General features: G+C 73.9%; 16 protein-coding genes. 4 read left to right on the forward strand and 12 right to left on the reverse strand.

Annotated features, from left to right (window positions below):
* Positions 1-49: 49 nt before the first annotated feature.
* From ACQP60_RS19860 to ACQP60_RS19870, 3 genes are all read right to left on the reverse strand, one after another.
* On the reverse strand, positions 50-952 hold the full coding sequence (locus ACQP60_RS19860; protein ID WP_429736153.1) for an alpha/beta hydrolase fold domain-containing protein: 903 nt from the start codon (positions 950-952) through the stop codon (positions 50-52).
* A gap of 2 nt (positions 953-954) precedes the next feature.
* A complete protein-coding gene (rhaI, locus tag ACQP60_RS19865) occupies positions 955-2,136 on the reverse strand; it encodes an L-rhamnose isomerase (RefSeq protein ID WP_429736155.1) in 1,182 nt (393 codons plus the stop codon).
* Positions 2,137-2,390: 254 nt separating this feature from the next.
* A complete protein-coding gene (locus ACQP60_RS19870) occupies positions 2,391-2,765 on the reverse strand; it encodes an L-rhamnose mutarotase (RefSeq protein ID WP_429736157.1) in 375 nt (124 codons plus the stop codon).
* Positions 2,766-2,877: 112 nt separating this feature from the next.
* On the opposite strand from ACQP60_RS19870, the gene ACQP60_RS19875 reads away from it, so the two are divergent.
* The 4 genes from ACQP60_RS19875 to abc-f all read left to right on the forward strand — a co-directional run bounded on the left by ACQP60_RS19875 (position 2,878) and on the right by abc-f (position 10,375).
* Positions 2,878-3,897, forward strand: a complete 1,020-nt coding sequence (locus ACQP60_RS19875; RefSeq protein ID WP_429736159.1) for a LacI family DNA-binding transcriptional regulator — start codon at positions 2,878-2,880, stop codon at positions 3,895-3,897.
* A gap of 134 nt (positions 3,898-4,031) precedes the next feature.
* Complete coding sequence (locus ACQP60_RS19880) at positions 4,032-6,104, forward strand: beta-galactosidase (RefSeq protein ID WP_429736161.1); 2,073 nt, start codon at positions 4,032-4,034, stop codon at positions 6,102-6,104.
* A gap of 86 nt (positions 6,105-6,190) precedes the next feature.
* Entirely contained in the window at positions 6,191-8,512 is a 2,322-nt protein-coding gene (locus tag ACQP60_RS19885; protein WP_429736163.1) for a hypothetical protein, read from the forward strand.
* A 192-nt stretch (positions 8,513-8,704) separates the two neighbouring features.
* Positions 8,705-10,375: a ribosomal protection-like ABC-F family protein gene (abc-f, locus tag ACQP60_RS19890; RefSeq protein WP_429736165.1), complete on the forward strand. Its 1,671-nt coding sequence runs from the start codon at positions 8,705-8,707 to the stop codon at positions 10,373-10,375.
* Positions 10,376-10,431: 56 nt separating this feature from the next.
* On the opposite strand, the gene ACQP60_RS19895 is transcribed toward abc-f, so the two are convergent.
* The 9 genes from ACQP60_RS19895 to ACQP60_RS19935 all read right to left on the reverse strand — a co-directional run bounded on the left by ACQP60_RS19895 (position 10,432) and on the right by ACQP60_RS19935 (position 24,611).
* Entirely contained in the window at positions 10,432-13,533 is a 3,102-nt protein-coding gene (locus tag ACQP60_RS19895; protein WP_429736167.1) for a glycoside hydrolase family 2 TIM barrel-domain containing protein, read from the reverse strand.
* Positions 13,534-13,540: 7 nt separating this feature from the next.
* The gene (locus tag ACQP60_RS19900; RefSeq protein WP_429736169.1) at positions 13,541-14,458 is read right to left on the reverse strand and encodes a carbohydrate ABC transporter permease; all 918 of its coding nucleotides are present in this window, start codon (positions 14,456-14,458) and stop codon (positions 13,541-13,543) included.
* On the reverse strand, positions 14,455-15,357 hold the full coding sequence (locus ACQP60_RS19905; protein WP_429736171.1) for a carbohydrate ABC transporter permease: 903 nt from the start codon (positions 15,355-15,357) through the stop codon (positions 14,455-14,457). The genes ACQP60_RS19900 and ACQP60_RS19905 overlap by 4 nt, the downstream gene beginning before the upstream one ends.
* Entirely contained in the window at positions 15,354-16,685 is a 1,332-nt protein-coding gene (locus ACQP60_RS19910; protein WP_429736173.1) for an ABC transporter substrate-binding protein, read from the reverse strand. The genes ACQP60_RS19905 and ACQP60_RS19910 overlap by 4 nt, the downstream gene beginning before the upstream one ends.
* 175 nt (positions 16,686-16,860) lie before the next feature.
* Positions 16,861-18,930, reverse strand: coding sequence for a hypothetical protein (locus ACQP60_RS19915; RefSeq protein ID WP_429736175.1), 2,070 nt, complete (start codon positions 18,928-18,930; stop codon positions 16,861-16,863).
* A gap of 65 nt (positions 18,931-18,995) precedes the next feature.
* On the reverse strand, positions 18,996-20,129 hold the full coding sequence (locus ACQP60_RS19920) for a Gfo/Idh/MocA family protein (protein WP_429736177.1): 1,134 nt from the start codon (positions 20,127-20,129) through the stop codon (positions 18,996-18,998).
* Between the two features lie 49 nt (positions 20,130-20,178).
* On the reverse strand, positions 20,179-21,507 hold the full coding sequence (locus tag ACQP60_RS19925) for an ABC transporter substrate-binding protein (RefSeq protein WP_429736179.1): 1,329 nt from the start codon (positions 21,505-21,507) through the stop codon (positions 20,179-20,181).
* Positions 21,508-21,544: 37 nt separating this feature from the next.
* A complete protein-coding gene (locus ACQP60_RS19930; RefSeq protein ID WP_429736181.1) occupies positions 21,545-23,860 on the reverse strand; it encodes a rhamnogalacturonan lyase in 2,316 nt (771 codons plus the stop codon).
* A 97-nt stretch (positions 23,861-23,957) separates the two neighbouring features.
* A complete protein-coding gene (locus tag ACQP60_RS19935) occupies positions 23,958-24,611 on the reverse strand; it encodes a hypothetical protein (protein ID WP_429736183.1) in 654 nt (217 codons plus the stop codon).
* Positions 24,612-24,726: the final 115 nt, after the last annotated feature.

The raw sequence follows: 24,726 nt of genomic DNA on the forward strand, positions 1-24,726 counted from the left end.
GTCCGTCGGCCGACGGACGGGGGTGGGTGCGGTCAGGAAGGTCGGGGGGTCAGCGCGCGGGCTCGTGCGAGGTGCCGACGAGGGCGTCGGTCGTGAGCCACGCGGCGATCCGCGCGAGGCTGCGCGCGCAGCCGGGGTGGTCGGGCTGGTTGAGGTGGCCGTGCGTGGTGCCGTCCTCGCGGACGAGCAGCACGTCGACCCCGGCGGCGGCCAGCTCCGCGGCGTACGCCTCGCCGGACGAGCGCAGCCCGTCGCTGTCCGACGTCAGGACGAACGTCGGCGGCAGCCCGCGCAGGTCGTCCCCGGCACCGCCCGGGAACGCGTACGGCGACGACGGGCCGTCGGCGTGGCCGAGGTAGTTGTCGTTCATCGCGGCGACCATCTCGGGCGGGAAGCTGCCCCCGATGGCCTCGACCTTGGCCGCGAGCTCGTCCGAGTGCGGCGGCAGGGCGTAGTGCGCCACCGGGTAGGCGAGCACGGTGCTGCGCACCGGCGTGCCGGCGTCGCGCAGCCGCAGCGAGGCGCCGGCGGCGAGGTTGCCGCCCGCGCTCGCGCCGCCGATCGACCAACGCTCGGGCGCCACGCCGAGGTCGGCCCCGAGCGCCCAGTCGTACGCGAAGCCGACCTCCTCGGAGGGCACCGGGAAGCGGACACCCTCCGCGCTCACCCGCCCGGCCCGGGCGCCGGACCGGACCGCGCCCTCGTCGAACGGGAGGACCCGGCGGTAGTCGACGCTGACGACGAGCACGCCGGCCGCGGCCAGCGCCCGCGCGACGCCGTCGGCCTCGGGCATGTCGAGGTCACCGTGCATGAAGCCCCCGCCGTGCGCCCACACGAGGCCGGCGACCGGCGTCGTCCCCGGCGTGTAGACACGCACGGGGAGATCACCGTGCGGGCCGTCGAGAACCCTGTCGACGACGGTGGTCGCCGCCGTCGCCCCTGTCGTCGTCATCCTCAGGCGCCCCAGCCGGCCTGCTGGCCACCGACCCGCTCGGCCGCGATCTGCGCCAGGTAGCCGGACGCCGCGAACGCCTTCATGGGCTCGGGGTCGAGGCCCTGCTCGGCGCGCAGGTCGGCGAGCAGGCCGCGCACGTCGGTGTTGTAGGCGTCCATGAGCACACCGTTGGCGCCGAGCACGTCGCCGGAGCGCTGGGCGGCGTCGAGCGCCTCCGCGTCCACGAGCAGCGCCTTGGCCGTGGCCTCCTGGACGTTCATCACGGAGCGGATCTGGCCGGGGATCTTGTCCTCGACGTTGTGGCACTGGTCGAGCATGAAGTTCACCCCCGACTCCGGGCGCAGCGCGTCCGCCTGCACGATCTCGTGCATGATCCGGAAGAGCTGGAACGGGTCCGCGGCGCCGGCCATGAGGTCGTCGTCGGCGTAGAAGCGCGAGTTGAAGTCGAACGCCCCGAGCCGGCCCTGGCGCAGCAGCTGCGCCACGATGAACTCGATGTTGGTGCCGGGCGCGTGGTGGCCCGTGTCCAGCACGACGTTCGCCTTCTCGCCGAGGGCCAGGCAGTGCAGCAGGGAGGTGCCCCAGTCCGGCACGTCCGTGTGGTAGAACGCCGGCTCGAAGAACTTGTACTCGAGCACCATGCGGTGGTCGTCGTCGAGCTCGGCGTAGATCTCCGCGAGCGACTCGGCGAGCCGGTCCTGACGGGCGCGGATCGAGTCCTGGCCGGGGTAGTTGGTGCCGTCCGGCAGCCAGACCTTCAGCTCCTTGGACCCCGTGGCGCGCATGACGTCGATGCACTGCACGTGGTGGGCGACCGCCTTGCGGCGCACCGCCGGGTCGGAGTGCGTGAGGGAGCCGAGCTTGTAGTCGTCGTCCTGGAACAGGTTCGAGTTGATCATCCCGATGGTCACGCCGTGCTCCTTGGCGTGCCGGGCCAGGTCGGCGAAGTCGTCGACCAGGTCCCACGGGACGTGCAGCGACACGCGCGGCGCGACCCCCGTGTAGCGGTGCACCTGGGCGGCGTCCGCGATCTTCTCGTACGGGTCGCGGGGGGTCCCGGGCGTGCCGAACACCTTGAACCGGGTGCCCGAGTTGCCGAACGCCCACGAGGGCAGCTCGATCGTCTGCTCGCCGAGGGCCTTGCGCAGCCGTGCGTCGAGCACGGGCGTCGTCGCCGTCATGTCTCCTCCTCGTCCGCGCTCCCTCGCGCGGTGCTGGTGCGGCCGGCGGGGCGACCGCGCTTTGAATCGTTTCATAGCCTAGGGGTGCTGCACCACGGCGTCAACCGACTGCGCACGTTCGAACACTCGCCCGCCGACTTGTCAGGGGCAGGAGCAGGTATACGTGAACGTAGCCCTGACAACTCGCGAGCGCTGGGAGTTGTCAGGATCAAGAGCAGGCATACGTGCGCGTGGCCCTGACAGGTCGCGGGCGGTCAGTCGGCGCGGCGCGCGGCGTCGAGCTGCGACTCGAGGTGGAAGACCTCCTCGAGCTGGACGAACCCCTCGTCGGGCCGCCCCTCGGCGGGCTCGAAGAAGTCCTTCATGGCGGCCTGCCAGCGCTCGTTCACCTCGCGGGCGGCCATGTCGCGCTGCGCGCGCTCGTAGTCGTCGGTGCGCAGGACGCCGACCAGCAACCCGTCGGCGCCGAGGAACAGGCGATAGTCGTGCCAACCGGTCTCCGCGAGCGCCTCGAGCATCTCGGGCCAGACGGCGGCGTGCGCGGCCTTGTACTCCTCGAGCCGGTCGCGCCGCACGCGGGACACGAAACAGACGTGCGTCGTTGCGCCGTCGTCGATGAAACGGTTCATAGCATGAACCTAGCAAGACGAGACGACGCCGGACAGCGCCCGGCCCCGGCACCCAGGTACCTCTACGCTGGGACCCAGGCGTGACGACGCGCCCGAACCCGAGGAGCAGCCCATGACGACGACCGCCCCCCGCCGCCGCGCGTCCATCAGTGACGTCGCGCGCCAGGCCAAGGTGTCGGTCGGCACGGTCTCGAACGTGCTCAACCGCCCGGACCGCGTCTCGCCGGCCACCCGCGAGCGGGTGCTCGCCGCGATCGACGACCTCGCGTTCGTGCCCAACGGCTCCGCCCGTCAGCTCCGCGCCGGCACCCTCACGACGGCGGGCGCCATCGTGCTCGACGTGTCCAACCCGTTCTTCACCGACGTCGCGCGCGGCATCGAGGACCGCCTCGAGGAGGCGGACTACACGCTCATGCTCGCCAGCTCCGACGAGAAGCCGGAGCGCGAGGCACGCTACCTACGCCTCTTCGAGGAGCACGGCGTGCAGGGCGTGATGGTCGTGCCCGCCACGCCGGACGTCGAGCACCTGGAGACGCTGCGGGCGCGGGGGCTGCGCGTCGTGCTGCTCGACCGCCCGTCGCCGGTCGACACGCTGTCGTCCGTGGCCGTCGACGACCGCGCGGGCGCCGCGGCCGCCGCGCGCCACCTCGTCGACCTCGGGCACGAGCGGATCGCCTTCCTCAACGGGCCGCACACCATCCGCCAGTGCGCCGACCGCAGCGCCGGCCTGCACGACGCCCTCGTGGAGCTCGGGCTCGACCCCGCCGAGGCGCTGGTCGAGATCACGATCGCCACGCTCAACGCCGACGGCGGCCAGGCCGGCACCGAGCAGGTGCTCGCGCTCGCCGACCGCCCGACGGCCACCATGTGCGTCAACGACCTCACCGCCCTCGGCGCCCTGCGCACGCTCCGCGCCGCCGACGTCCCCGTGCCGTCCGGCATGGCGGTCGTCGGGTACGACGACGTCACGTTCGCCGGCGAGCTGGCCACGCCGCTCACGTCCGTGCGCCAGCCGACGCACCAGCTCGGCCACCGCGCGGCGGACCTGCTGCTGGACCCGGACGACGTCGTGGAGCAGGTGACGTTCCAGCCGGAGCTGGTCGTCCGCGAGTCCACGACCGGCGTCGGCTGAGCCGCCACCGCCTCCACCGAACCGAACCGTCCTTCGCGTCATCGGCGCGGACGACGCGGAGGATCGCTCGCGCGAAGCGCCGCCGCGCACGGCAAGCGCTTCCCCGTTGAATCGATACATGACAGACTCGGGCCATGCGACGACGCACGACACCGGAGTCCACCCCGACCCCCCGCCCCTGGAACGCCGGCCTCGACGGCCTGGCCTTCGGGGCCGACTACAACCCCGAGCAGTGGCCGCAGGACGTGCGCCTCGAGGACCTCGAGCTGATGCGCGAAGCTGGCGTCACCGTCCTCAGCGTGGCGATCTTCGCCTGGGCCACCATCGAGCCACGTGAGGGCGAGCTCGACTGGACCTGGCTCGACGAGACGATGGACCGGCTGCACTCCGCCGGCATCAAGGTCGCGCTCGCGACCGCCACCGCGTCGCCGCCGCCGTGGCTCACCCGCAAGCACCCCGAGATCCTCCCCCGGTTGGCCGACGGCACCGTGCTGCAGCAGGGCGGCCGCCAGGCCTACGCCGTCACCCACCCCGTGCACCGCGACTACGCGCTGCGCATGACCACCCGCATCGCCGAGCGCTACCGCGACCACCCGGCGCTCGCCGTCTGGCACGTGGACAACGAGATCGGCTGCCACGTGTCGCGCGACTACTCGGACTCCGCCGCGGCGGCGTTCCGCGACTGGCTGCGGGCGCGCTACGGCACGGTCGACGCGCTCAACGAGGCGTGGGGCACGGCGTTCTGGTCGCAGCGCTACGGGTCGTTCGAGGACGTGCTGCCACCGCTGGTCGCGCCGACCTTCGCCAACCCGACGCAGCAGCTCGACTTCCACCGGTTCTCCTCCGACTCGCTGCTCGACTACTACCTCGACCTGCGCGACACGCTCCGGGAGATCACGCCGGACGTGCCCGTCACGACCAACCTCATGGCGACGGCGCACTGCCGCGGCATGGACTACTTCCGGTGGGGGCCGGAGCTCGACGTCGTCGCGAACGACCACTACACCTACCCCGCGGACCCCGAGCGGCACGTGGACCTCGCGTTCTCCGCCGACCTCACGCGCGGCGTCGCGGGCGGCGCACCGTGGATCCTCATGGAGCACTCGACGTCGGCCGTGAACTGGCAGCCCCGCAACACGCCCAAGGCCCCGGGCGAGATGCTGCGCCACTCGCTGCAGCACGTGGCGCGCGGCGCGGACGCGGTGATGTTCTTCCAGTGGCGCCAGTCGAAGGCGGGCGCCGAGAAGTACCACTCGGCGATGGTGCCCCACGCCGGCCGGGACTCGGACGTCTGGCGGGACGTCGTGACGCTCGGCCGCGCGCTGCGCGCGCTGGGCGAGGTGCGCGGGTCGCGGGTGCGGTCGCGCGCGGCCGTCGTCGTGGACTACCCGTCGTGGTGGGGGTCGGAGCTCGACTCGCATCCCACGCAGGACCTGCGCTACATGGACCAGGTCCAGGCCTGGTACCGGGCGCTCTGGCGGCTCGGCGTCACGACCGACCTCGTGCCGCCGGGCGCCGACCTCACCGGCTACGACCTCGTGGTGCTGCCCACCACGTACGTCGCCACGGACGCCGACGCCGCGAACGTCGCGGCCGCCGCCGCGCGCGGCGCGACCGTCGTCGTCACCTACTTCTCCGGCATCGTGGACGAGAACGACCACGTGCGCCTCGGTGGCTACCCGGGTGCGTTCCGCGACCTGCTCGGCGTGCGCACCGAGGAGTTCCACCCGCTGCAGGAGACCGAGTCGGTGCGCGTGGTCGGCAAGGTCGTCGGCGGCGAGGCCACGGCCGACCTGTGGACCGAGAAGACGCACGTCCTCGACGGCACGGAGGTGGTCGCGTCGTACGACGACGGCGCGCTCGCGGGGCGCCCGGCGGTCACCCGGCGCGAGGTCGGCGCGGGCCGGGCGTGGTACGTCGCGACGCGGCTCGACGACGCGGGCCTGGGCGCGCTCGCCGAGCGGCTCGTGGCCGAGGCCGGCGTGGGGCCCGACGTCGCCGCGCCGGCGGGCGTGGAGGTCGTGCGGCGGTGGGCCGACGACGGCACGACGTCGTGGCTGTTCGCCATCAACCACACGGAGGACGACGCGACGCTCGGCGCGCCGGACGCCCCGGTGACCGGCACGGAGCTGCTGAGCGGTGACGCCGTCGAGGGCACCCTCGCGGTGCCCGCCGGCGCCGTGCGCGTGGTGCGGGTCGACGGATGACCGACCCCGCCGTTGTGGGTGCGCTGGTGGCCCCGTCCGGCCCGGAGACGGGGCCACGAGCACACCCACAACGACCCCGGGGGCCGGTGGGGCCGTACGCGTTCGTGTTCTGGAACGACGACCTCGACGACGCCACCGTGCTGGCGCAGCTCCGCGAGATCGCGGGGGCGGGGTTCGTGGGGGTGACGCTCAGCGCGCGCGTCGGGCTGAGCCGGCGGGTGGGCTACCTGACGGACGAGTTCCTGCGGCTGGTGCGCGTCGCGGTCGACGAGTGCGCCCGGCTGGGGCTGGCGGTGATGCTGTACGACGAGGCGTCGTACCCGTCCGGCTCGGCCAACGGTGCCGTCGTGGCGCGCGACCCGGCGTTCGCGTCCCGGTGCCTGGTGCCGGTGACGCACGACGTCGAGGTGCCGGCCGGCGCCCACCCCACGGACGCCGGGTACTGGCGCCCCGCGCTGGGCCGCGACCTCGACGCGCGGCTGCTCGCCGTCGTCGCGCGGCGACGGGACGACGCGGACGACGCGGGCGACGACGCCGTGCTGCTGCCGGTCCGCGCGCCGGGGCTGGTGCGGCTGGACCTGCCGCCCGGCGCGTGGCGCGTGACGGCGGTGTTCGAGGCGGCCAGCGGCGGCATGATCCGCGGCGCGCACGCGGAGCAGGACGACGGGTCCGCGCTCGCGCCGCCGGCGGCGGACCTGCTGAACCCGGACGCCGTCGCGGCGTTCCTGGAGCTGACGCACGACGTGTACGCCGCGGCCCTCGGGGAGCACCTGGGGACGACGGTGGTGGCGATGTTCACCGACGAGCCGTTCCTGCTCGGCCGCGGGCACCGCCCGCTCGCCCGCCCGTACACGCCGGGGCTGGAGGCGGAGGTCGCGGCCGCCCTGGGCGTCGGCGAGGCGGACGTGCTGCTCCGGCTGCCCGAGCTGTGGGACGGCGAGGGCACGCGCCCCGGCGGCACGGACCCCGACGCCACCGGGTTCGTGCGCGACTGGGACGACGCCGTGCGCGCGCGGCTGCACCGCGTGTACTACGACGCGCAGGCCGCGTGGTGCGCCGCGCACGGCCTCGCGCTGACCGGCCACCCGGCCGAGCCGGACGACCTGGCCACCGCCGCGCGCCTGCACTGGCCCGGGCAGGACACCGTGTGGCGGTGGGTGCTGCCCGGCGACGACGCCGCGACCAGCGGCGTCGACGGGCCGGAGAGCACGGCGCCGAAGGTCGCGGCGAGCGCCGCCCGGGCCCGCGGCGGGGTTCCGGCGGTGACGGAGGTGCTCGGCGCCTACGGCTGGCGGCTCAGCCTGGACGAGGCGCGCTGGCTGCTGGACTGGTACCTGTCGCGCGGGGTGACGACGCCGGTGCTGCACGCGTTCTTCGCCTCCGTGCGCGGCGGGCGGGCGTTCGAGAGCGAGCCCGACCTGGGCCGCTGGAACTCGTGGTGGCCGCACCTGCCGGCCTTCGTCGGGTACGTACGGCGGGCGGCGCAGCTGCTGGACGCCGCTCCTCCGGTCTGGTCCGTCGGCGTGCTCGGCCGCGCGGATGCCGTGCCGTCCGGCCCGGTCGTGCGGGCGCTGCTGGAGGCGCAGGTCGACTTCGGGTACGTGGACCGCGACGACGAGCGCGCGGCCGCCGGGTACGCCGTCCTGCTCGACCCCGACGACGGCGTTCCCGACGTCGCCGCCCTCAAGGACCGGCTGCGGGCGGCGGGCGTCCCGGTGGTGGACGCCGAGCCTGCCACGCCCGACCTCCGGGCCGTCGTGCTTGCGCGCGGTGCGGGGTACGTCTTCTTCCACGAGGGCGAGACCCCGATCCGTACCCGGCTCCGCCTGCCGTCCCTGCCCGACGACGCGTGCTGGTGGGACCCGTTCACCGACGCCCGGCACGCCGTCGAGCGCGACGAGCGGGGCCGCGTGCTGCTGGAGCTGGAGCGCCGGAGCACCCTCGCCCTGGTCCCCGCCGCCGGGCACGCCGTGTCGCCGGCCCGCCCGACGTCGGGACGCGCCGTCGAGGTCACCGGCTGGCGCGGCACGGTCGAGCGCGTGGTCGGCGCGCTCGCCGCCGACGCGACGGACGCCGTCGTGCCCGCGGAGCTGGTGCTCGGCGACTGGTCCGGGCTGCCCGGACTGCGTCGGCTGTCCGGGTCGGTGCGCTACACGGCCGAGGTGGACGTGCCGGACGGCGCGGCCGCGGCCCGCCTGGACCTGGGCGTCGTGGGCGAGGCCGCGACGGTGCGCGTGGACGGCATCGTGGTCGGGCACGCGCTGTCCGCTCCGCACGTCGTGGACCTCGGCGCCCTCGCCCCGGGCCGCCGCACCCTCGACGTGCTGGTGAGCAACAGCGCCGCCAACTGGTACGAGGGCGACCGGCGCCCGTCCGGCCTCCTCGGCCCGGTCACCCTGTCCTGGTGACCCCCGGTCCGTTGTGAGCGGACGTTTGGCCCCGTTTCGGTCCCGAAACGGGGCCAAACGTCCGCTCACAACAATCCCCTGGAGGCGGATGGCGGCGGTGCGTAAGGTGCACGGCGATGGGAACTCTGTGAGCACACGCGCGACCGCCGTCCTCCACGACCGCCGACACCGGCGACGGAAGGAGTCCCGCCCGTGGACCCGTCACAGCTCACCCTCACCGACATCACCCTGCGCTACGCCGACCGCGTGGTGCTCGACCGTCTGTCCCTGACCGTCGCCCCCGGCGAGCGCGTGGGCGTCGTCGGCGACAACGGCTCCGGCAAGAGCACGTTCCTCGCCGTCGTTGCCGGCGTGCTGGAGCCGCAGAACGGCACGCGCGTCGTGCGCGCCGCGGGCGGCGTCGGCCACCTGCCGCAGACGCTCGACCTCCCTCCCGAGCGCACCGTCGCGCAGGCGATCGACCTCGTGCTGGCGGACGTCCGCGCGCTCGCGGCGGAGGTCGCCGCGCTCGAGGACCGGCTCGGGGCGCTCGACGGCACTGACCTCGACGACGCGCTGCGCCGCTACGCGGAGCTCACCGCGCGCTTCGACGCCCGCGACGGGCGCGGGGCCGACCGTCGCGTGGACGTCGCGCTGCACCGCCTCGGGCTGCCCGGCCTGGACCGCGGCCGCGCGCTCGGCACCCTGTCGGGCGGCGAGCGCTCGCGCCTCGTGCTGGCGGCGACGCTCGCCGCCGACCCCGAGCTGCTCCTGCTCGACGAGCCGACCAACGACCTCGACGACGCCGGCCTCGACTGGCTCACCGAGCGGCTGCGGTCGCACGACGGCACCGTCGTCGCCGTCACGCACGACCGCGCGTTCCTGGCCGACCTCACGACGACGCTCGTCGAGGTCGACGGCGGCCGCGCCCGCCGCTACGGCGCCGGCTGGTCGGGCTACCTCGCCGCCAAGGAGGCCGAGCGTGAGCAGCTGCGGCTCGCGTACGAGCGGTGGCAGGCGGACGTCGCGCGCCAGCGGCGCCTGCTCGACAGCAACGTCGAGGCGATGGAGCAGATCCCGCGCAAGCTCCCCATGGCGTCGTTCGGCTCCGGCGCGTTCCGGTCCCGGGCACGCACCCACGGCGCCACCGGCCGCGTCCGCAATGCCAAGGAGCGGCTGCGGCGGCTGTCCGACGACCCCGCCGAGCGGCCCGCCGACCGCGCCGCGTTCCGGACGGACGTCGCCACCGCCGCGCCCGCCGGTGCCGGTGAGGGCGAAGGCGCCGTCGAGCTCGACGGGGTCGAGGTGCGCGGCCGGCTCTCGGTACCCCGCCTCACGGTGGCCGCCGGCGAGCACGTGCTCGTGACCGGCCGGAACGGCGCGGGCAAGAGCACGCTGCTGGGCGTGATCGCGGGCGAGGTCGCGCCGGACGCGGGGGCCGCGCGCAGCACGGGCGTCGTCGGGCACCTGCGACAGGCGGGCGCGTTCTCCCCCGACGACGGCCGCACCGTGCTGCACGCGTTCGCGGCCGGGCGAGCCGGCGACCTGGAGGAGCACGCGGAGGCGCTGCTCGCGACGGGCCTGTTCCGCCCCGACGACCTGCCCCGGCCCGTCCGCGAACTGTCCCAGGGCCAGCGCTCCCGCCTCGAGCTCGCCCGGGTCGTCACCACCACGACCGACGTGCTGCTCGTCGACGAGCCGACCAACCACCTGTCCCCCGCGCTGGTCGAGGAGCTGGAGCGGGCCTTCGCGGAGTTCGAGGGCACCCTCGTCCTCGTGTCCCACGACCGCCTGATGCGCGAGCGCTTCCGCGGCCGGCGGCTCGTGCTCGACGGCGGTGCGATCGTCGCCGACTCGTCCACGCCCCGACAACCCCTGTTGTGAGCGGGCGTTCGGCCCTGTTTCGGAGCCGAAACAGGGCCGAACGCCCGCTCACAGCATCAGAGGGCTCGCCAGCGCAGCTCGAGCGTGCGGGCCTGGGGACGGAGCATCGCCGTGGGCCAGACGTCGGGCCCGCAGGCGCGGGAGCCCAGGCCGTGCTGGGCGGCGTCCACGTACAGGTGGTGCCGCTCGGGCGCGGGGAGCTCGTGCGGGTGGGCCGCCGCGGAGAGCTCGTGGGCCGAGTGCCGGGCGAGCGTGAACCCGGGCAGGCGGCCACGGGCGTCGCGGCCGAGCGTGAGGCCCGCCCACGCGCGCCCGCCACGCTCCAGCACGAGCTCGCGCACCTCGGACCGGTGCCCCGACTCCTGCGGCCGCGCGTACCGCACGGTCAGGTCGTCGATCCCCGCGCGGTGGCGCCCCACCACGACCGACGAGCGCACGTCCGGGTACGAGTCGTGCGGGCCGAGCCCGAACCACCCGGCGCCGTCGACGTCGGTCGGCAGCCCCAGGTGCACACCGACCCGGGGCCACACGTCGTCCCAGTGGTCGTCCGGCGTCATCACCACGCGCAGCACGGCCTCGACGACGCCGTCCGCGGCCCGCTCGGCGGTCCACGTCTCCTCGACGGCGATGGACGCGCGGCTCTGCGCCGCGGACACCCGCCGCTGCACGCGCAGCCGGTCGGCCGTCTGCTCCACGGCGACGGTGCGGTGCGTGAGCCGGTCCAGGCCCTGGCGGCGCCAGCGGTCGGCGGCGGGCGGCGCGGGGGTGCCCCGCCACGGGAGGGTGGTCGGGTCGTCGGCGTCGTAGCTGCCCATCGCGGCGCCGCGGTCGTTGTCGGTGGGCGCGCGCCACAGCTCGACGCGCGGTGCGGACACGTCCGCCCCGGCCAGCGCGACCAGCTCCGGGCCGCGGAACGCGACGGGCGCGTCCGCGAGCGCCGCGGCCGGACGACCGCGCTCCCGGACCGCGGCCGGCGTCGGCAGCGCCCACTGGTCGCGCGCGACGAGGTGCCCGGCGTCGGCCCACGACGCGGCCTCGCGCAGCGCGAGCTCCACGGTGAGGAACGCCTCGGCGCCGGGGGCCGCGGCCGGGAGCGACGTGGGGTCGAGCAGCCCGACGACGGCCCGCTCCCCCGCGCCGACGGGCGCGCCGTCGCCGTCCGCCACAGCGGCCTCGCCCGAGGCGACCGTCTCGCCGTCGTGCTCGACGCGCCAGCGCAGCGCGAGGTCGGCGGTGTCCGCCGTGTGCCGGCGGTTCCAGATCTCGACGCTCCCCGACGCCGCGCCGCCGGACGGCCGCACCACGACCGGCCGCTCGACGTGCCAGAACTCGACGAGCCCGGGGCTGGGGGTGTCGTCGGACAGCACCATGCCGTCCATGACGAAGTTGCCGTCGTGCACCACCTCGCCGAAGTCGCCGCCGTACGCGAAGAACTCGGTGCCGTCCGCCGTCGTGGTGCGCAGCCCGTGGTCACGCCACTCCCAGACGAACCCGCCGTGCAGGCGCGGGTGGGTGTCGACGAGCTCGCGGTACTGGTCGAGCGCGCCCGGGCCGTTGCCCATGGCGTGCGCGTACTCGCACAGCAGGAACGGCTTGGACCGCTGCCGGGCGGAGTCGGCGATCGAGCAGCCGAGCAGCGGCGACAGGTCGCCCCCGTCCGCGGAGCTCCCGATCGACGCCGTCTCCGGCACGGTCGAGTACATCCGCGAGTAGACGTCGGTGTACTCGCCGGCGTAGTCGCCCTCGTAGTGCACGGGCCGCGACGGGTCGCGGTGGTGCACCCACTCCGCCATCGCCGCGAGGTTGGCGCCCGTGCCCGACTCGTTGCCCAGCGACCACAGCACGATGCTCGCGTGGTTCTTGTCGCGCTCGACGGTGCGGCGCACACGGTCGAGGTAGGCCTCGCGCCAGCGGGGGTCGTCGCTGGGGTTGCCCACCCAGCCGCCGGCCTCGAAGCCGTGCGTCTCCAGGTCGGTCTCGAGGATCACCCACAGGCCCAGCTCGTCGGCCAGGTCCAGGACGCGCGGGTGCGGCGGGTAGTGGCTGGTGCGGATGGCGTTGACGTTGTGCTGCTTCATCCGCGCGAGGTCGGCGCGGGCGTGCTCCTCGTCGAAGACGCGCCCGCGGTCGGGGTGCGTCTCGTGCCGGTTCATCCCGGAGAACACGACCCGGCGACCGTTGACGAGCAGCAGGTCGCCCACGATCTGCACCCGCCGGAAGCCGACCCTCAGGGAGACCGTCTCGGCGGCCGACGCGACCGTCACGTCGTACAGGTTCGGCTCCTCCGCCGACCACGGCTCGACGGCGCCCACGGCGACGGGGGCGACGTCCTCCGGCGCGGCCCACGCGACGTCGACCCCGAGCTCGGGTACGCGCAGCCGCACGGGGAACGCCGCGGCGTCGGCGCGCACCTCGGGGACGAGGACGCCCTCCCCGGTCGCAGGGTCGTAGTCCGCGTCCAGCCAGACGTCGTCGAGCGCGCCCACGGGGCGGTGCAGCAGGGTGACGTCGCGGAAGATGCCGGGCAGCCACCACTGGTCCTGGTCCTCGAGGTAGCTCGCGGCCGACCACTGCACCACGCGCACGGCCACGGTGTTCGTGCCCGGGCGCACCGCGTCGGTGACGTCGTACTCGTGCGCCAGCCGGCTGCCGGACGCCGAGCCCACCTCCTCGCCGTTCACCCACACCGTGAAGAACGACTCGACGCCGTCGAACCGCAGCAGCACGCGCCCGTCCTCGGTCCACGACGCCGGCACGTCGACGTCGCGACGGTAGTCGCCGGTCGGGTTCTCGTCGGGCACGTGCGGGGGGTCCACGGGGAACGGGAACTGCACGTTGGTGTAGATCGGGCGGCCGTGCGCGCCGTCGCCCTCGAGCACCCAGTGCGCGGGCACGGGGAGCTCGCCCCAGCCCGCGGCGGGCGACGTCGCGTAGCCCGGCTGCGCGAAGTCGGCCGGCCCCTCGCCGTCGGGCAGGACGCCGACGTTCAGGACACCCTGTGCGCCCGGGGTGCCGGGGACGCCGGGCAGGAGGCGGAAGCCCCAGTTGCCGTCGAGGGAGAGCCGGGGCGCGTCCCCGGCGGGCGCGGACCGTGGCGGCTCGACCCGCCCGGACCAGGGCGCGGTGGACTCGTGCGGGAGCGGGGAGTGCAGGGTCATGCGGCGATCATGCCTTCACGGCGCCTTCCGTCAGGCCGCCGCGCCAGAACCGTTGCAGCACGATCATGGCGACGGCGAGCGGGATGACCGAGAGCAGCACGCCCCCGGTGGTGAGCTCGTAGAACTCGGGCAGCCGGTCGGTCTGGCTGTTCCAGTTGTTGAGCCCGAGGGTGATCGGGTAGAGGTCCTGGTCGCTGAGCATGACCAGGGGCAGGAAGTAGTTGTTCCAGATGCCGACGATCTGGAAGAGGAAGACCGTCACGAGCGCCGGCGTCATGATCCGCAGGCCCAGGGTGTGGAAGATGCGCAGCTCCCCCGCGCCGTCGATGCGGGCGGCCTCGATGAGGGAGGTGTCCACGGTGGCGTCCGCGTAGATGCGGCACAGGAAGAACCCGAACGGCGACACCAGCGACGGGATCAGCACGCTCCAGTACGTGTTGGCGAGCCCGAGCTGGCTGAACAGCAGGAACAGCGGCAGGGCCGTGGCCGTGCCGGGCACGAGGACGCCGCCGAGCACGAGCCCGAAGATGAGGTTGCGCCCCCGGAACTGGTACTTGGCCAGGGCGTACCCGCCCGCCGCAGCCAGGTAGGTGGCGATCAGCCCGCCCACCCCCGCGTACAGCACGGAGTTGGCGAACCAGCGGATGAAGACGCCGTCGCCGTAGGTGAGCACCGCGGCGAGGTTGTCGAACAGCGCGAACGAGCTGCCGAACCAGAAGCCGTTGGTGCCGAAGAGGTCGTCCGTCGTCTTCGAAGCGGCGACGACCACCCAGTAGACGGGCACGAGGAAGTAGATCGCGACGACGGCGAGGATGCCGGTGACGAGGATCGTCGTCGCCGGGCGACGCCGGCGACCGCCCGGGGTCGCGGCCGGGGTGTCCGGCGCGTCGATGCGCTGCGGCGCGGTGGAGACGGCGGCGGTCATCGCGAGCTCCTGTTCGTCAGCCTCAGGAAGAGGAAGGACAGCGCGAACGCCACGAGCGCGATGAGCACGGACTGGGCGGCGGCGACGTTGTAGTCGTTGTAGGCGAAGGCGGTCGTGTACGCGGACAGGTTCGGCGTGTACTGCGAGTCGATCGCCGGCGAGACGGTCATGAGGAGCTGCGGCTCGGCGAAGAGCTGCAGCGTGCCGATGATCGAGAAGACGGTGGTGAGCACCAGCGCCGGGCGGATCAGCGGCAGCTGGATGCTCCACGCCGTGCGCCACGGCCCCGCGCCGTCCACGCGCGCCGCCTCGTACATCTCCGGCGGGATGGCCTTGAGCTGGGCCACGATGATGAGCATGTTGTAGCCCGCGTACGTCCAGGTGACGATGTTCGCGATCGACCACAGCACCGTCCCCGCGCCGAGGAAGTCGGGCGTGAACCCGAACAGCGTCTCGGTGAGGTCGATGATCGGGCTCAGCCCGGGCACGTAGAGGAACGACCAGAGGATGGTCGCGATGACGCCCGGGATGCCGTACGGCATGAAGTAGGTGGCGCGGAAGAAGCCGGGCCAGCGCGCCGACGCCGACTCGAGCATCAGCGCCAGCACCGTCGCGGCGACGATCATCACCGGCACCTGCACGACGCCGAACAGCAGCATCCGCCCGATCGACGCGACGAAGTTCCCGTCCTCCAGCGCGATCCGGTAGTTCTCGAACCAGGCGAACCCGGTGGTGACGCCCTGCTCGCCGAACAGGCCGGCGCGCGTGACGGTGGTGAAGCTCTGCCCGATCGCCACGATGATCGGCAGCACGAACGTGAGCAGGAACAGCAGGAGGAACGGACCCACGAGGATCCAGGGCGCCCGCCCGACGGCGGTGCTCGCCTTCTTCGCGGTCATCGCTCCGCCCTCCGGATCGTCAGGCCCTTCTGTCGGAACACCTCGATGGTCCGCTCCTCCGCGGCGACGACGGCGTCCACGAGCGTGCCGCCCGTCGCCTTGCGCCGGAACCCGTCGCCCAGGATGTTGAACGTCTGCTGGGTGATGGGCCACCACTGCCAGTCGGGGTTCTGGTCCTGCGTGGCCGGCTGGAAGACCTCGGTGTTGTAGCGCTGGCCGCCGAAGAACTCGCTCGGCTCCTCGCGCGCCGCGCCGATGTAGTCGCGGGCCGGCGACCACCCGATGCCGGAGTACTTGATCATCGCGTCGATCCCCTCCGGGTCGGTGTTCATCCAGACGGCGAACTCCATCGCCTCCTTCGGGTGCTGGCTGTTCGCCAGCACGGCCGACGTCGAGCCGCCGATGAACGACGACCCGAAGCCGTGGTCCCAGCGCGGGGCGGGCGCCACGCGCCACTTCCCCTCGGCGCCGCTGACGCTCTGCAGCAGCGCGTCGCCCCAGCTCGCGCTCACCAGCGAGGCGATCTGGTCGTGCGCCGCGGCCGCGTACCAGCCGGGCGTGTACGGGTTGGCGGCCGTGGTCACCAGGTCGTCGTCGATGACCTGGTCGAAGAAGCGCGCGACGTCGAGCGTGACCTCGCCGGCCATGTCGATGACCCAGCCGTCCTCGGCGCTGCGCAGCCACGTCGCCCCGGCCTGCATGGCGTGGGCCGTGAACACCGACGTGTCGTCGAGCGGGAAGGAGTCGATGTAGGCGCCGATCTCGCGGAACGCGGGGGCGACCTCCGCCCACTGCGCCCACGTGGTGGGGACGTCCGCGCCCACCTGCTCGTACAGGTCCGGGCGGTAGTACATGCCCACCGGGCCGGAGTCCTGCGGGATGCCGTAGACGCCACCGGCGAAGCTCACCTGGCTCCACAGCGTCTGGTCGAACTTGTCCGCGTGCTCGGAGACGCCGTACCGCTCCAGGTCCACCAGCCCGTTGACCAGCATGAACTCCGGCACGGTGCGCATCTCCACCTGCGCCAGGTCGGGCCCGCCCCCGGCCGCGAGGGCCGAGTACATCTTCTGGTACCCGCCGTCGTTGCCGCCGGGGATCCAGGACACCTGCACCTGGACGTCCGGGTGCTTGGCGTTCCAGACGTCGGCCACCTTCTGCAGGTCCTTCAGCCAGGCCCAGTACGTGAGCGTGACCTTCTCCCCCGCCGCCGGTATCACCGGCTGGGCGTTGACCGACGTGGTGCCGGGCGTGGCGCACCCGGCGAGCAGCGCCGACGCTCCCCCGGCGAGCCCCCAGCCGAGGAGCTCCCGTCTCGTGACCTGTCGCATCCGTCCCCACTTCGTCGTGACGTCGGGCCGGGGCGGGTGCCCCGGGCTCGTGTGAGCGTGGTCACGTTAACAGCGCGTCGAACGTTCCGGTCAAACCCGTCTCGGGCGTGCCGGCCGACGGTCCTGCCGGCGTCGGCCCCCTCCCGCCCCGCACCGGGCGCCCTCACGGGCCCGGTCAGACCGCGTCGACGGCACCCTCGGACAGCAGCCGCAACCAGGTGGCGAGGTGCCAGTCCTGGTCGTTCGCGAGCGGGTCGTCGCGATGCGCCGGGCGTCCGTCCACGCAGCTCGGCATGACGAACGCACAGGTCGCGGACCCGTCGTCGCGGTAGCTGACGAGGTTGGCCCGCAGGATCTCCTCGGCGGTCCCGCGGGTGCGCTCGTCGCGCAGGTCGTCGGGGAGCTGGGTGAGGACGGCGGCGGTCAGCGTGCTCCAGTGGTGCGGGAAGACGTCTCCCCACAGCCGGTCCGTGCCGAACCAGTAGCCGTCCCAGTGCCGGATCGCGACGTTCCGCAGCCGGACGTGCGGCTGCGGCCCGCCGAAGGCCAGCAGCCACGGCAGCGAGCGCTCGACGGCGTCGTGCAGGTCGGCGTCGCCGGTCAGGCGGTGGGCCTCGCACCACAGGCTCAGCAACGGCGCGACGATGGACTGCTCGTAGGCGACCTCGTGCGCCGGGAGGTCCGTGCCGAGGCCGAGGAAGTGCTGCGCGCTCGCCACGAGGTGCTTGCGCAGGTCGGCGGCCTCCCCGTCCCGTCCCGCCGCCGCCAGCGCCGTCGCGACGGCGACGGTGGTCTCGGGTCCGTGGATGGCGAGGAACTGCTCGGCCCCCAGCTCGACGGCCCGCGCCTGGATGGTGGCGGCCGTATCGAGGTGGCGGTCGTCGCCGGTGGCCTGGTGGCGCTCCAGGAAGAACGCGGACAGCCAGGGGGCGTCGTAGAGCCGGATCCCGGAGCGATGGTCCTGGGAGCCGCGCCGGGGTGCGCAGGTCTCGTCCAGCAGGTGGGTCCGAGCGAACTCGCCCCAGCCGTCCAGCACCTCGTCGGCCTCCGCCCCGACCTCGTCGTCGAGCCAGCCCGCGCTCCGCGCGCGCTGCAGCAGCAACGCCATCCCGGCGCGCTCCGACCCGTCGGTCCAGTCCGACCAGGCGTTCGTCGTCTGGGTCAGCAGCGTGCGGGTGTCGACCGGCACGAGGGCGTGCCGCAGCAGGCCCGGCCGGTCTGTGGCGCGCTGGTGGTCCAGCACGTAGCGGCAGCGGCGCTCGACCGTCTCCCGCAGCGACCGGTGCACCAGCACCTCCGTGCGCCAGGCCTCCGTACCGCCCGGCGCCCGCACGTCGAGCGTGACCGGTCCGGGGGTCGCACCCACCACGCGGTGCTCGCTGCCGGCGGGGTCCGAGGCCACGCGGACCCCGGCGCCCCCGCTCGTCAGCGTGCTGCCCGGGGCGGTGCGCACGACCAGCTCGTCGCCCACGGTCGCCGTGAGCCGGTCGAGCGTCGCGCCGACCGTGATCGCGCCGAGCAGGTCGGCGACGGTGTCGTACCAGCTCAGCTCCCACGCGAGCTCGTACGACGCTCCTGGCTCCAGGACGACCGGCTCCTGGCCGCCGAAGGCGTGCGGCGCGCGGGCGTGGTCGGTCACGTGCAGCACCAGGTGTCCGCGAACGTCGGACAGGGTGGTCGGGTTGCGGGACTCCACCGAGTAGGCGGAGACACGGCCCGACCGCACGACGAGCCCGAGCAGACGCCCCTCCCCCGACATGGGCTGCGCCGCGACCCATGCGCCGGCCCCCGAGGCGAAGACGTGCGCGTGCACGGCCGTGCCGAGCGCGCCCCGGGCGTCGGGGTAGTGATCGGCGAACGGCGTCTGGACGGCGAGGGCCCCGACGCTCAGGCGGGCCGCGCCCGCGTTGGTCCAGCGGTACGTCTCCCGCAGCACGTCGCCTCCCGTGCGCTCGACGTCGAGGCGCAGGCCCGCGACGTCGTCGTACCGGGCCAGAACGCGCTCCGGGCCGACGTCGAGCCGCGAAGGCGTCAGCCACCGCCCGGCGCCGCGGTCGGTGACGGCGAAGCCGCTGCCCCACCGGTGCTCGATCGAGTGCCAGTCGACGGTGTCCGGCAGCAGGAAGGTCCGCTCGGGCGAACGGGCGTCCACGAGCTGCGCCGGCCCGCCGGTGACGGGGTCGATCGCCGCGCGTCCGTCCCGACCGAGGCGGAGCGTGCGGGGGTGGTCGGTGCGGGTGATCACGAGGGAGCCTCCGAGGTCAGGCGTGCGCGGGCGAGATTCTGCTGTCGGGACGGTGTCGTCCTCGCTCACCTCACGGCGGGCCAGGGCGTGCCGGTGCCGGCCATGGAGGCGTGGAACGGGTCGCCCTCGACGATCTCGCCCGCGCGGACCGTGGTGTCCGTGAACGCGGACTTGTAGATCGCCGCCGCCAGCTCGAGGGTCGCGCGGGTGTCCGCGACGGTCACCGGCGGCGTCCCCCCGGCGGCCAGGGCCCGGTAGGTGGGGACGAGCTGCGCCAGGTGGCCGCTCGCCCCGCCGTCCACGGACGCCGTCGCCGACGAGGCGACGTCGGCTGCCCAGGCGTCGGCGACGTCCTCTCGTCCCGGCACGGGCGTGACGGTCCAGCTCGAGTCGTCGTACCCGTACAGGTGCTCCAGCTCGACGGTCGCCGCCTCGGTGTCGAAGCGCAGGCGCGACGTCTGGCGCGGCGAGATCGCGGAGTTCGTGATCGTCGCCATCGTGCCGCTCGCGAACCGCACCAGCGCCGTCGAGACGTCCTCGGTGTCGGTGTGCCGCGCGAGCCGGCCGGCCATCGCCCGCACCTCGGTCCACGGGCCGAGCACGTCCAGCAGCAGGTCGAACTGGTGGATGCCGTGGCCCATGGTGGTGCCGCCGCCCTCGGTGTCGAAGCGGCCCCGCCACGGCACCGCGAAGTACTCGGGCGTGCGGAACCAGAGCGTGTCGCACTGCGCGACGTACGCCGGGCCGAGCGTGCCGTCGTCGAGCAGCCGGCGCAGCCGCCGGATCCCCGCGCCGAACCGGTGCTGCACGATCTGCGTGAACCGGCCCGGCAGGCCGGCGTCGATCGCCTGCCGCTCCGCCGCCGCCAGGGCGTCGGCCTCCGCCAGCGACAGCACGGCCGGCTTCTCCACGACGACGTGCGCGCCGGACCGCAGTGCCGCCACGGCGGCGTCCAGGTGCACCGCCGGCGGCGTGCAGACGTGCACGACGTCGACCTCGCCGGCGTCGAGCAGCGCCTGCAGGTCGGTGCCGTGGTGCGGCACGCCGTGCTCGGCCGCGAACGCGGCCGCCCGGCCCGCGTCCACGTCGACGACGTGCGTGACCTCGACGCCGTCCGGGCCGCCGTGCGAGGCCAGCGCACGGACGGCGTCGACGTGCGCACCGGCGATCGCGCCGGCGCCCAGGATGGTGACCTTCATGGTGCTCCTTCGTCGCTCCTGTCGTGTCGATCGCGGGAGACGCCGCCGGTCAGGCGAGCTGCGACTCCGCCGTCGAGAACCACTGCTCGACGAACTCGTCGACCGTGATGTTGCCGTACGCGAGCTCCTCGCCGAGGCGCTTGAACTCCGCCTCGAGGGCGCCGAACCCCTCCACGGGGATGGGCGCGGGCTCGGTGATGTCGTCGGCGTGCTCCTCCTCGTACCGCACCACGCGCTCGTCCACCGAGCCCGGCTCCAGCTCCATCGCGTCGCGCTGCGCCTGCGTGGCGGGCACGCCCTTCGAGGTGCCGAAGATCCGGCCCACCTCGGGCTCGTTGACGAAGAAGTCGAGCAGGGCGGCCACGGCCGCGGGGTGCTCGGTGTGCGCGGAGCCCGCCATCTGGAACGTCCGCGCGAACATGTGCTTCTCGCCGTCGGACCCGGACGGCGAGGGCAGCATCGCGATGTCGTCCTGCCCGGAGCCCGCGACGTACCCCGCGAGGAAGTTGTCCCAGCTCATCTCGAGCGCCTGCTCGTTCACCGTGAACCCGCCCTCCGGAGCGAGCTGCTGCGCGCGCTTCACCGGGAAGAACGCCCCGGCCTCGCGCAGCGCGTCGCCCGAGTGCAGCCACTCGGCCATGTCCTCGCGCGTGAACCCGAGCTTCCCGTCGTCCGTGAACGGCGTGACGCCCTCCTGCACCAGGTGCTGCAGGAACGCCCAGAACACGCCGGTGTAGTCGTTGGCGCCGTACAGCGCCGGGTCCTTCCCGGCGCCGGCCTTGCTCGCCTCGGCGGTCCACGCCGCGAGGTCGTCCCACGTGAAGTCCTCCGACGGCGGCTCCAGACCGAGCTTCTCCACCACCGACGGGTTGTAGAACGTCGCCCACGTGTTCGTGGCCGTCGGCACGGCGTAGACGGCGTCGTCGATCTTCCCGGAGTCGACGAGCTCCGGGGCCAGCTCCGTCGTGTCGATCGCGGCGTCCTCCCCCTCGCCCAGGTACGGGGTGACGTCGAGCAGCTGCCCGGTACCCGCGTACTCGCGCAGGAAGGACGAGTCGAACTGCATGACGTCGGGGAGCGAGCTGCCGGCCGCCTCCGTGGCCCGCGCCGTCCAGTAGTCGTCGAACGTGACGAACGAGCTCTGGATCGTGATGTTCGGGTGCTGCTCCTCGAAGAGGTCCAACGCCTCCTCGTACCGCGCGGCGCGGTCGTCGTCGCCCCACCAGGCGACGGTCAGGGTGATCTTCTCGTCCGGGTCGAGGGTCTCCGCGACGCCCGAGGGGGCGTCGTCGGCCGAGCACGACGAGGCGAGCAGCGCGACCACGGCTGCGGGGGCGGCGACGGCGGCGAGCCGGCGACCCCGGGAAGTGAGCTTCATGGGTTTCCTCTCTGGCGAGGTAGCTCCGGGATCGGGACTACCTCAGCGACGGGACGGGGACCTGCGACCAGTCGGTGTCGGAGGCGAGGTAGAACCCCGGGTACGACGGCTGGTTGTAGGCGGTCTGCTGCCGGGCCACCTCGGCCCGGTACTGCGGGTCGTGCAGGAGGGTGTACATCTTCGTGTCGCTCACCTCGGTGGACGTGTACAGGCGCAGCGCCGTCGAGTCGGCCGTGCGCACCAGCACCTCCTCGCGCCAGTCGCCCAGCACGTCGGCGACCAGCGACGGGTTGCCCTTGGTGTGGTTGTTCGTGACGGTGCCGTCGAGCGTCGCGCGGACCGTGCCGTCGCCGTCCACGATCTGCGGGGTGACGTCGATCGCGCCCGTGACGACCTGCGTGGTGCCGTCGGCGGCCCAGCGCACGGACTGGTTGGTGCCCGGCGTGGTGGCCCGCAGCCGCTCACCCGTGGCGCTGAGGAGGCCGGACGCGTCGGTGCCGTCCGGCATGGACGCCCAGACCTCGATGCCGGGCGAGGGGTCGACGTCGCCGACCAGGCAGCGACCCGTGTCGCGGCCCGAGTAGGCCCCGAACAGCACCTCACCCGTGGCGGCGTCGCGCAGCGCCGATCCGTAGGGCGCCCAGGCGCCGCCCTCGTGGCACGTCCAGATCTCCAGGCCGGAACGCGCCGGGTCGATGTCGGTGACGTGCATGGCGTCGCCGTGCCCCAGGCCCGCCTGGGCGCCCGGGTTCCCGCTGCCGTCGGGCAGCGTGTCGAACGACGAGTAGAGCAGCGAACCGTCGTCGTCGATGGTCGCCGACCCGTAGACGATCTCCTGCCGGCCGTCGCCGTCGACGTCCGCGGCGGACATCGAGTGGAAGCCCTGCGTGGTGATCGAGCCGAGCTCGGGGTCGGTGCCGGGCACGCCGTGCGGCGAGTCGTCGAACGGGTTACTCATCGGCGTCCACCCCGAGTCCACGTCCCAGCGCTTCGACAGGTGCCGGCCGTCCCAGTCGTACGCGGCGAGCGTGGTGCGCGTGTAGTAGCCGCGCGCGAAGACCGCCGAGGGCCGCTCGCCGTCGAGGTAGGCCACGCCGGCGAGGAACCGGTCGACCCGGTTGCCGGGCTCGATGCGCGCCATCGCGTAGTCGCCCCACCGCAGCCCGTCGTCCGTGCGGCCGGGCTCGTAGTCCACCGTCTCCAGCGGCGTGCCGGACCGGCCGTCGAACACCGAGAGGTACTCCGGCCCGGAGATCACGAAGCCCTCGAAGGTGCGCAGGTCGTTGCGCGCCGAGCGCGCCGGCGCGTACACGTCGATGAAGTAGTCCACCAGCTCGCGCGCGTCCGCCGCGGACAGCGGGTAGTCGTATCGCGGCTCGATGCCGAAGGCCTCCTCGAGGGTGGCCGGCCACTGCCCTGAGACCACCTCGGGCTGGTCGGACCAGCCCCGGAACAGCTCCTCCAGGTGGTCGGCGTAGTCCGCGGCGCTGTAGCGGTAGTCGTCCGCGTGCGTGACGCCGGCCTTCCGGTCGTCCTTGGGGATCTGCACGAAGCGCTCGTTCGCGGGCTTGCCGTGGCGGTACGTCGTGACCTTGGTGCCCGGCGCGGTCTTCACCATGAGCTCTGCACGGCCGTCGCCGTCGAAGTCGTACACCGGGAACTGCGTGTAGTGGGCGCCCGCACGGATGTTCACGCCCAGGTCGATGCGCCACAGCTGCGTGCCGTCCAGCTCGTAGGCGTCGAGGTACGCGTTGCCCGTGTACCCCTTCTGCGAGACGTCCTTCGCGTTGGACGGGTCCCACTTCAGCACGATCTCGAGCTCGCCGTCGCCGTCGAGGTCCGCCACCGACGCGTCGTTCGCCGAATAGGTGTAGCTCTCGCCGGCCGGGGTGACGCCGTCGGCCGGCTTGTTCAGCGGGATGTCGAGGTGACCGTCGGCCCAGGGGGTGACGGCGGCGCTGCGCGTGCCGACGCGCTCCCTGCCGTGCTTGTCCTCGGTGAGGGGCGCGACGGCGTAGCGCGAGGCCGCGGTCCCCTCGGTGTCGACGTAGTTCGTGGAGTCCGTGACCGTGGCGACCCGCTTTCCGTCGCGGAAGACGGCGAAGCCCGGCCCGGCCATCCCCGTCTCGGTGTGCCCGGTGACCTCGTCGCCCAGCAGCCGCCAGGACAGGAACACGCCCTCGCTGGTCGAGGCGGCGACCAGCCCGCGGTCGAGGTGCTCCAGCTGGACGCCGGCCGGCCGGTCGTGGGGTCCGTCCTGCGCCGGTTGCGCGGCGGCCGAGACGCCGCCGAGGGCGAGCGCTCCCGCCGTCAGCGCGGCGACGGCGCCCGTGGTGGTTCGGGTCGTTCGCATGGGGTCGTTCCTCTCTGCATCGTTGCACTCAGGGATCGGACTCCGCGGGCCTGTGGTGCCGGGACCGAGCGGTCCCGGCACCACGGCCGGAAGATCGTCAGGCCGGGCGGCCGCGGCGTCGGGTCTCGACGCCCACCACGGCGAGGGCGAGCAGGCCGCCCGCCACCAGGACGAGCGGCGGCAGCATCCAGACGAAGACGACGCACAGCGCCGCCGCGACGGCGAGCAGCACCGTTCCGGTGAGGTCGTCCTGCGTGCGCTGCGCGCCGACGGCCAGCGCCTCGCGCGCCGTCAGACCGGGGCCCTCGCCCGCCGCGACGGGCTCCGACCACGCGCCCGCGGCCCGCGCCAGCACGACGACGACCGCCGCCGCGGCGACCGCGACCACCACCGCGACGACACCCGCGCCGGGCAGCACGTCCGCCCGGGCGAGCCGCCAGTCCAGGGCCAGCAGCAGGGCCACCCCGACGGCCGCGAGACCGAGCGGCCACAGCGCCCGCACCGCCGCCCACCAGTCACGGACGAACCGGGCCACGCCGATGTCGTGACCGGTCACCTGGCGGCGGACGTGCGCCACGCCCGCCGCCAGGGAGGGTACGGCGGTGACCAGCAGCAGGCTGCCCACCGCGACGAGCACGCCGGCGAGCACCACCTCGGCGAACAGCCCGAGGGCCGCACCCGTCCTGGTCTCGCCGCCGCCCGCGGGGCGCTTGCGGCGTCCCTCGCGCCCGCGCCCGGTTCCTGCCGCCATGGCCACCCCTTCCGTCGCCGCCGTGCCGCGCCCCATCCTCAGCCCTTGAGGCCTTGGGTGGCGACGCCGTCGACGATGTAGCGCTGGAAGAGGATGAAGAAGAGCATCACGGGCA

It is taken from the genome of Isoptericola variabilis (genome assembly GCF_050311655.1).
Classification (GTDB): Bacteria; Actinomycetota; Actinomycetes; order Actinomycetales; family Cellulomonadaceae; genus Isoptericola; species Isoptericola variabilis.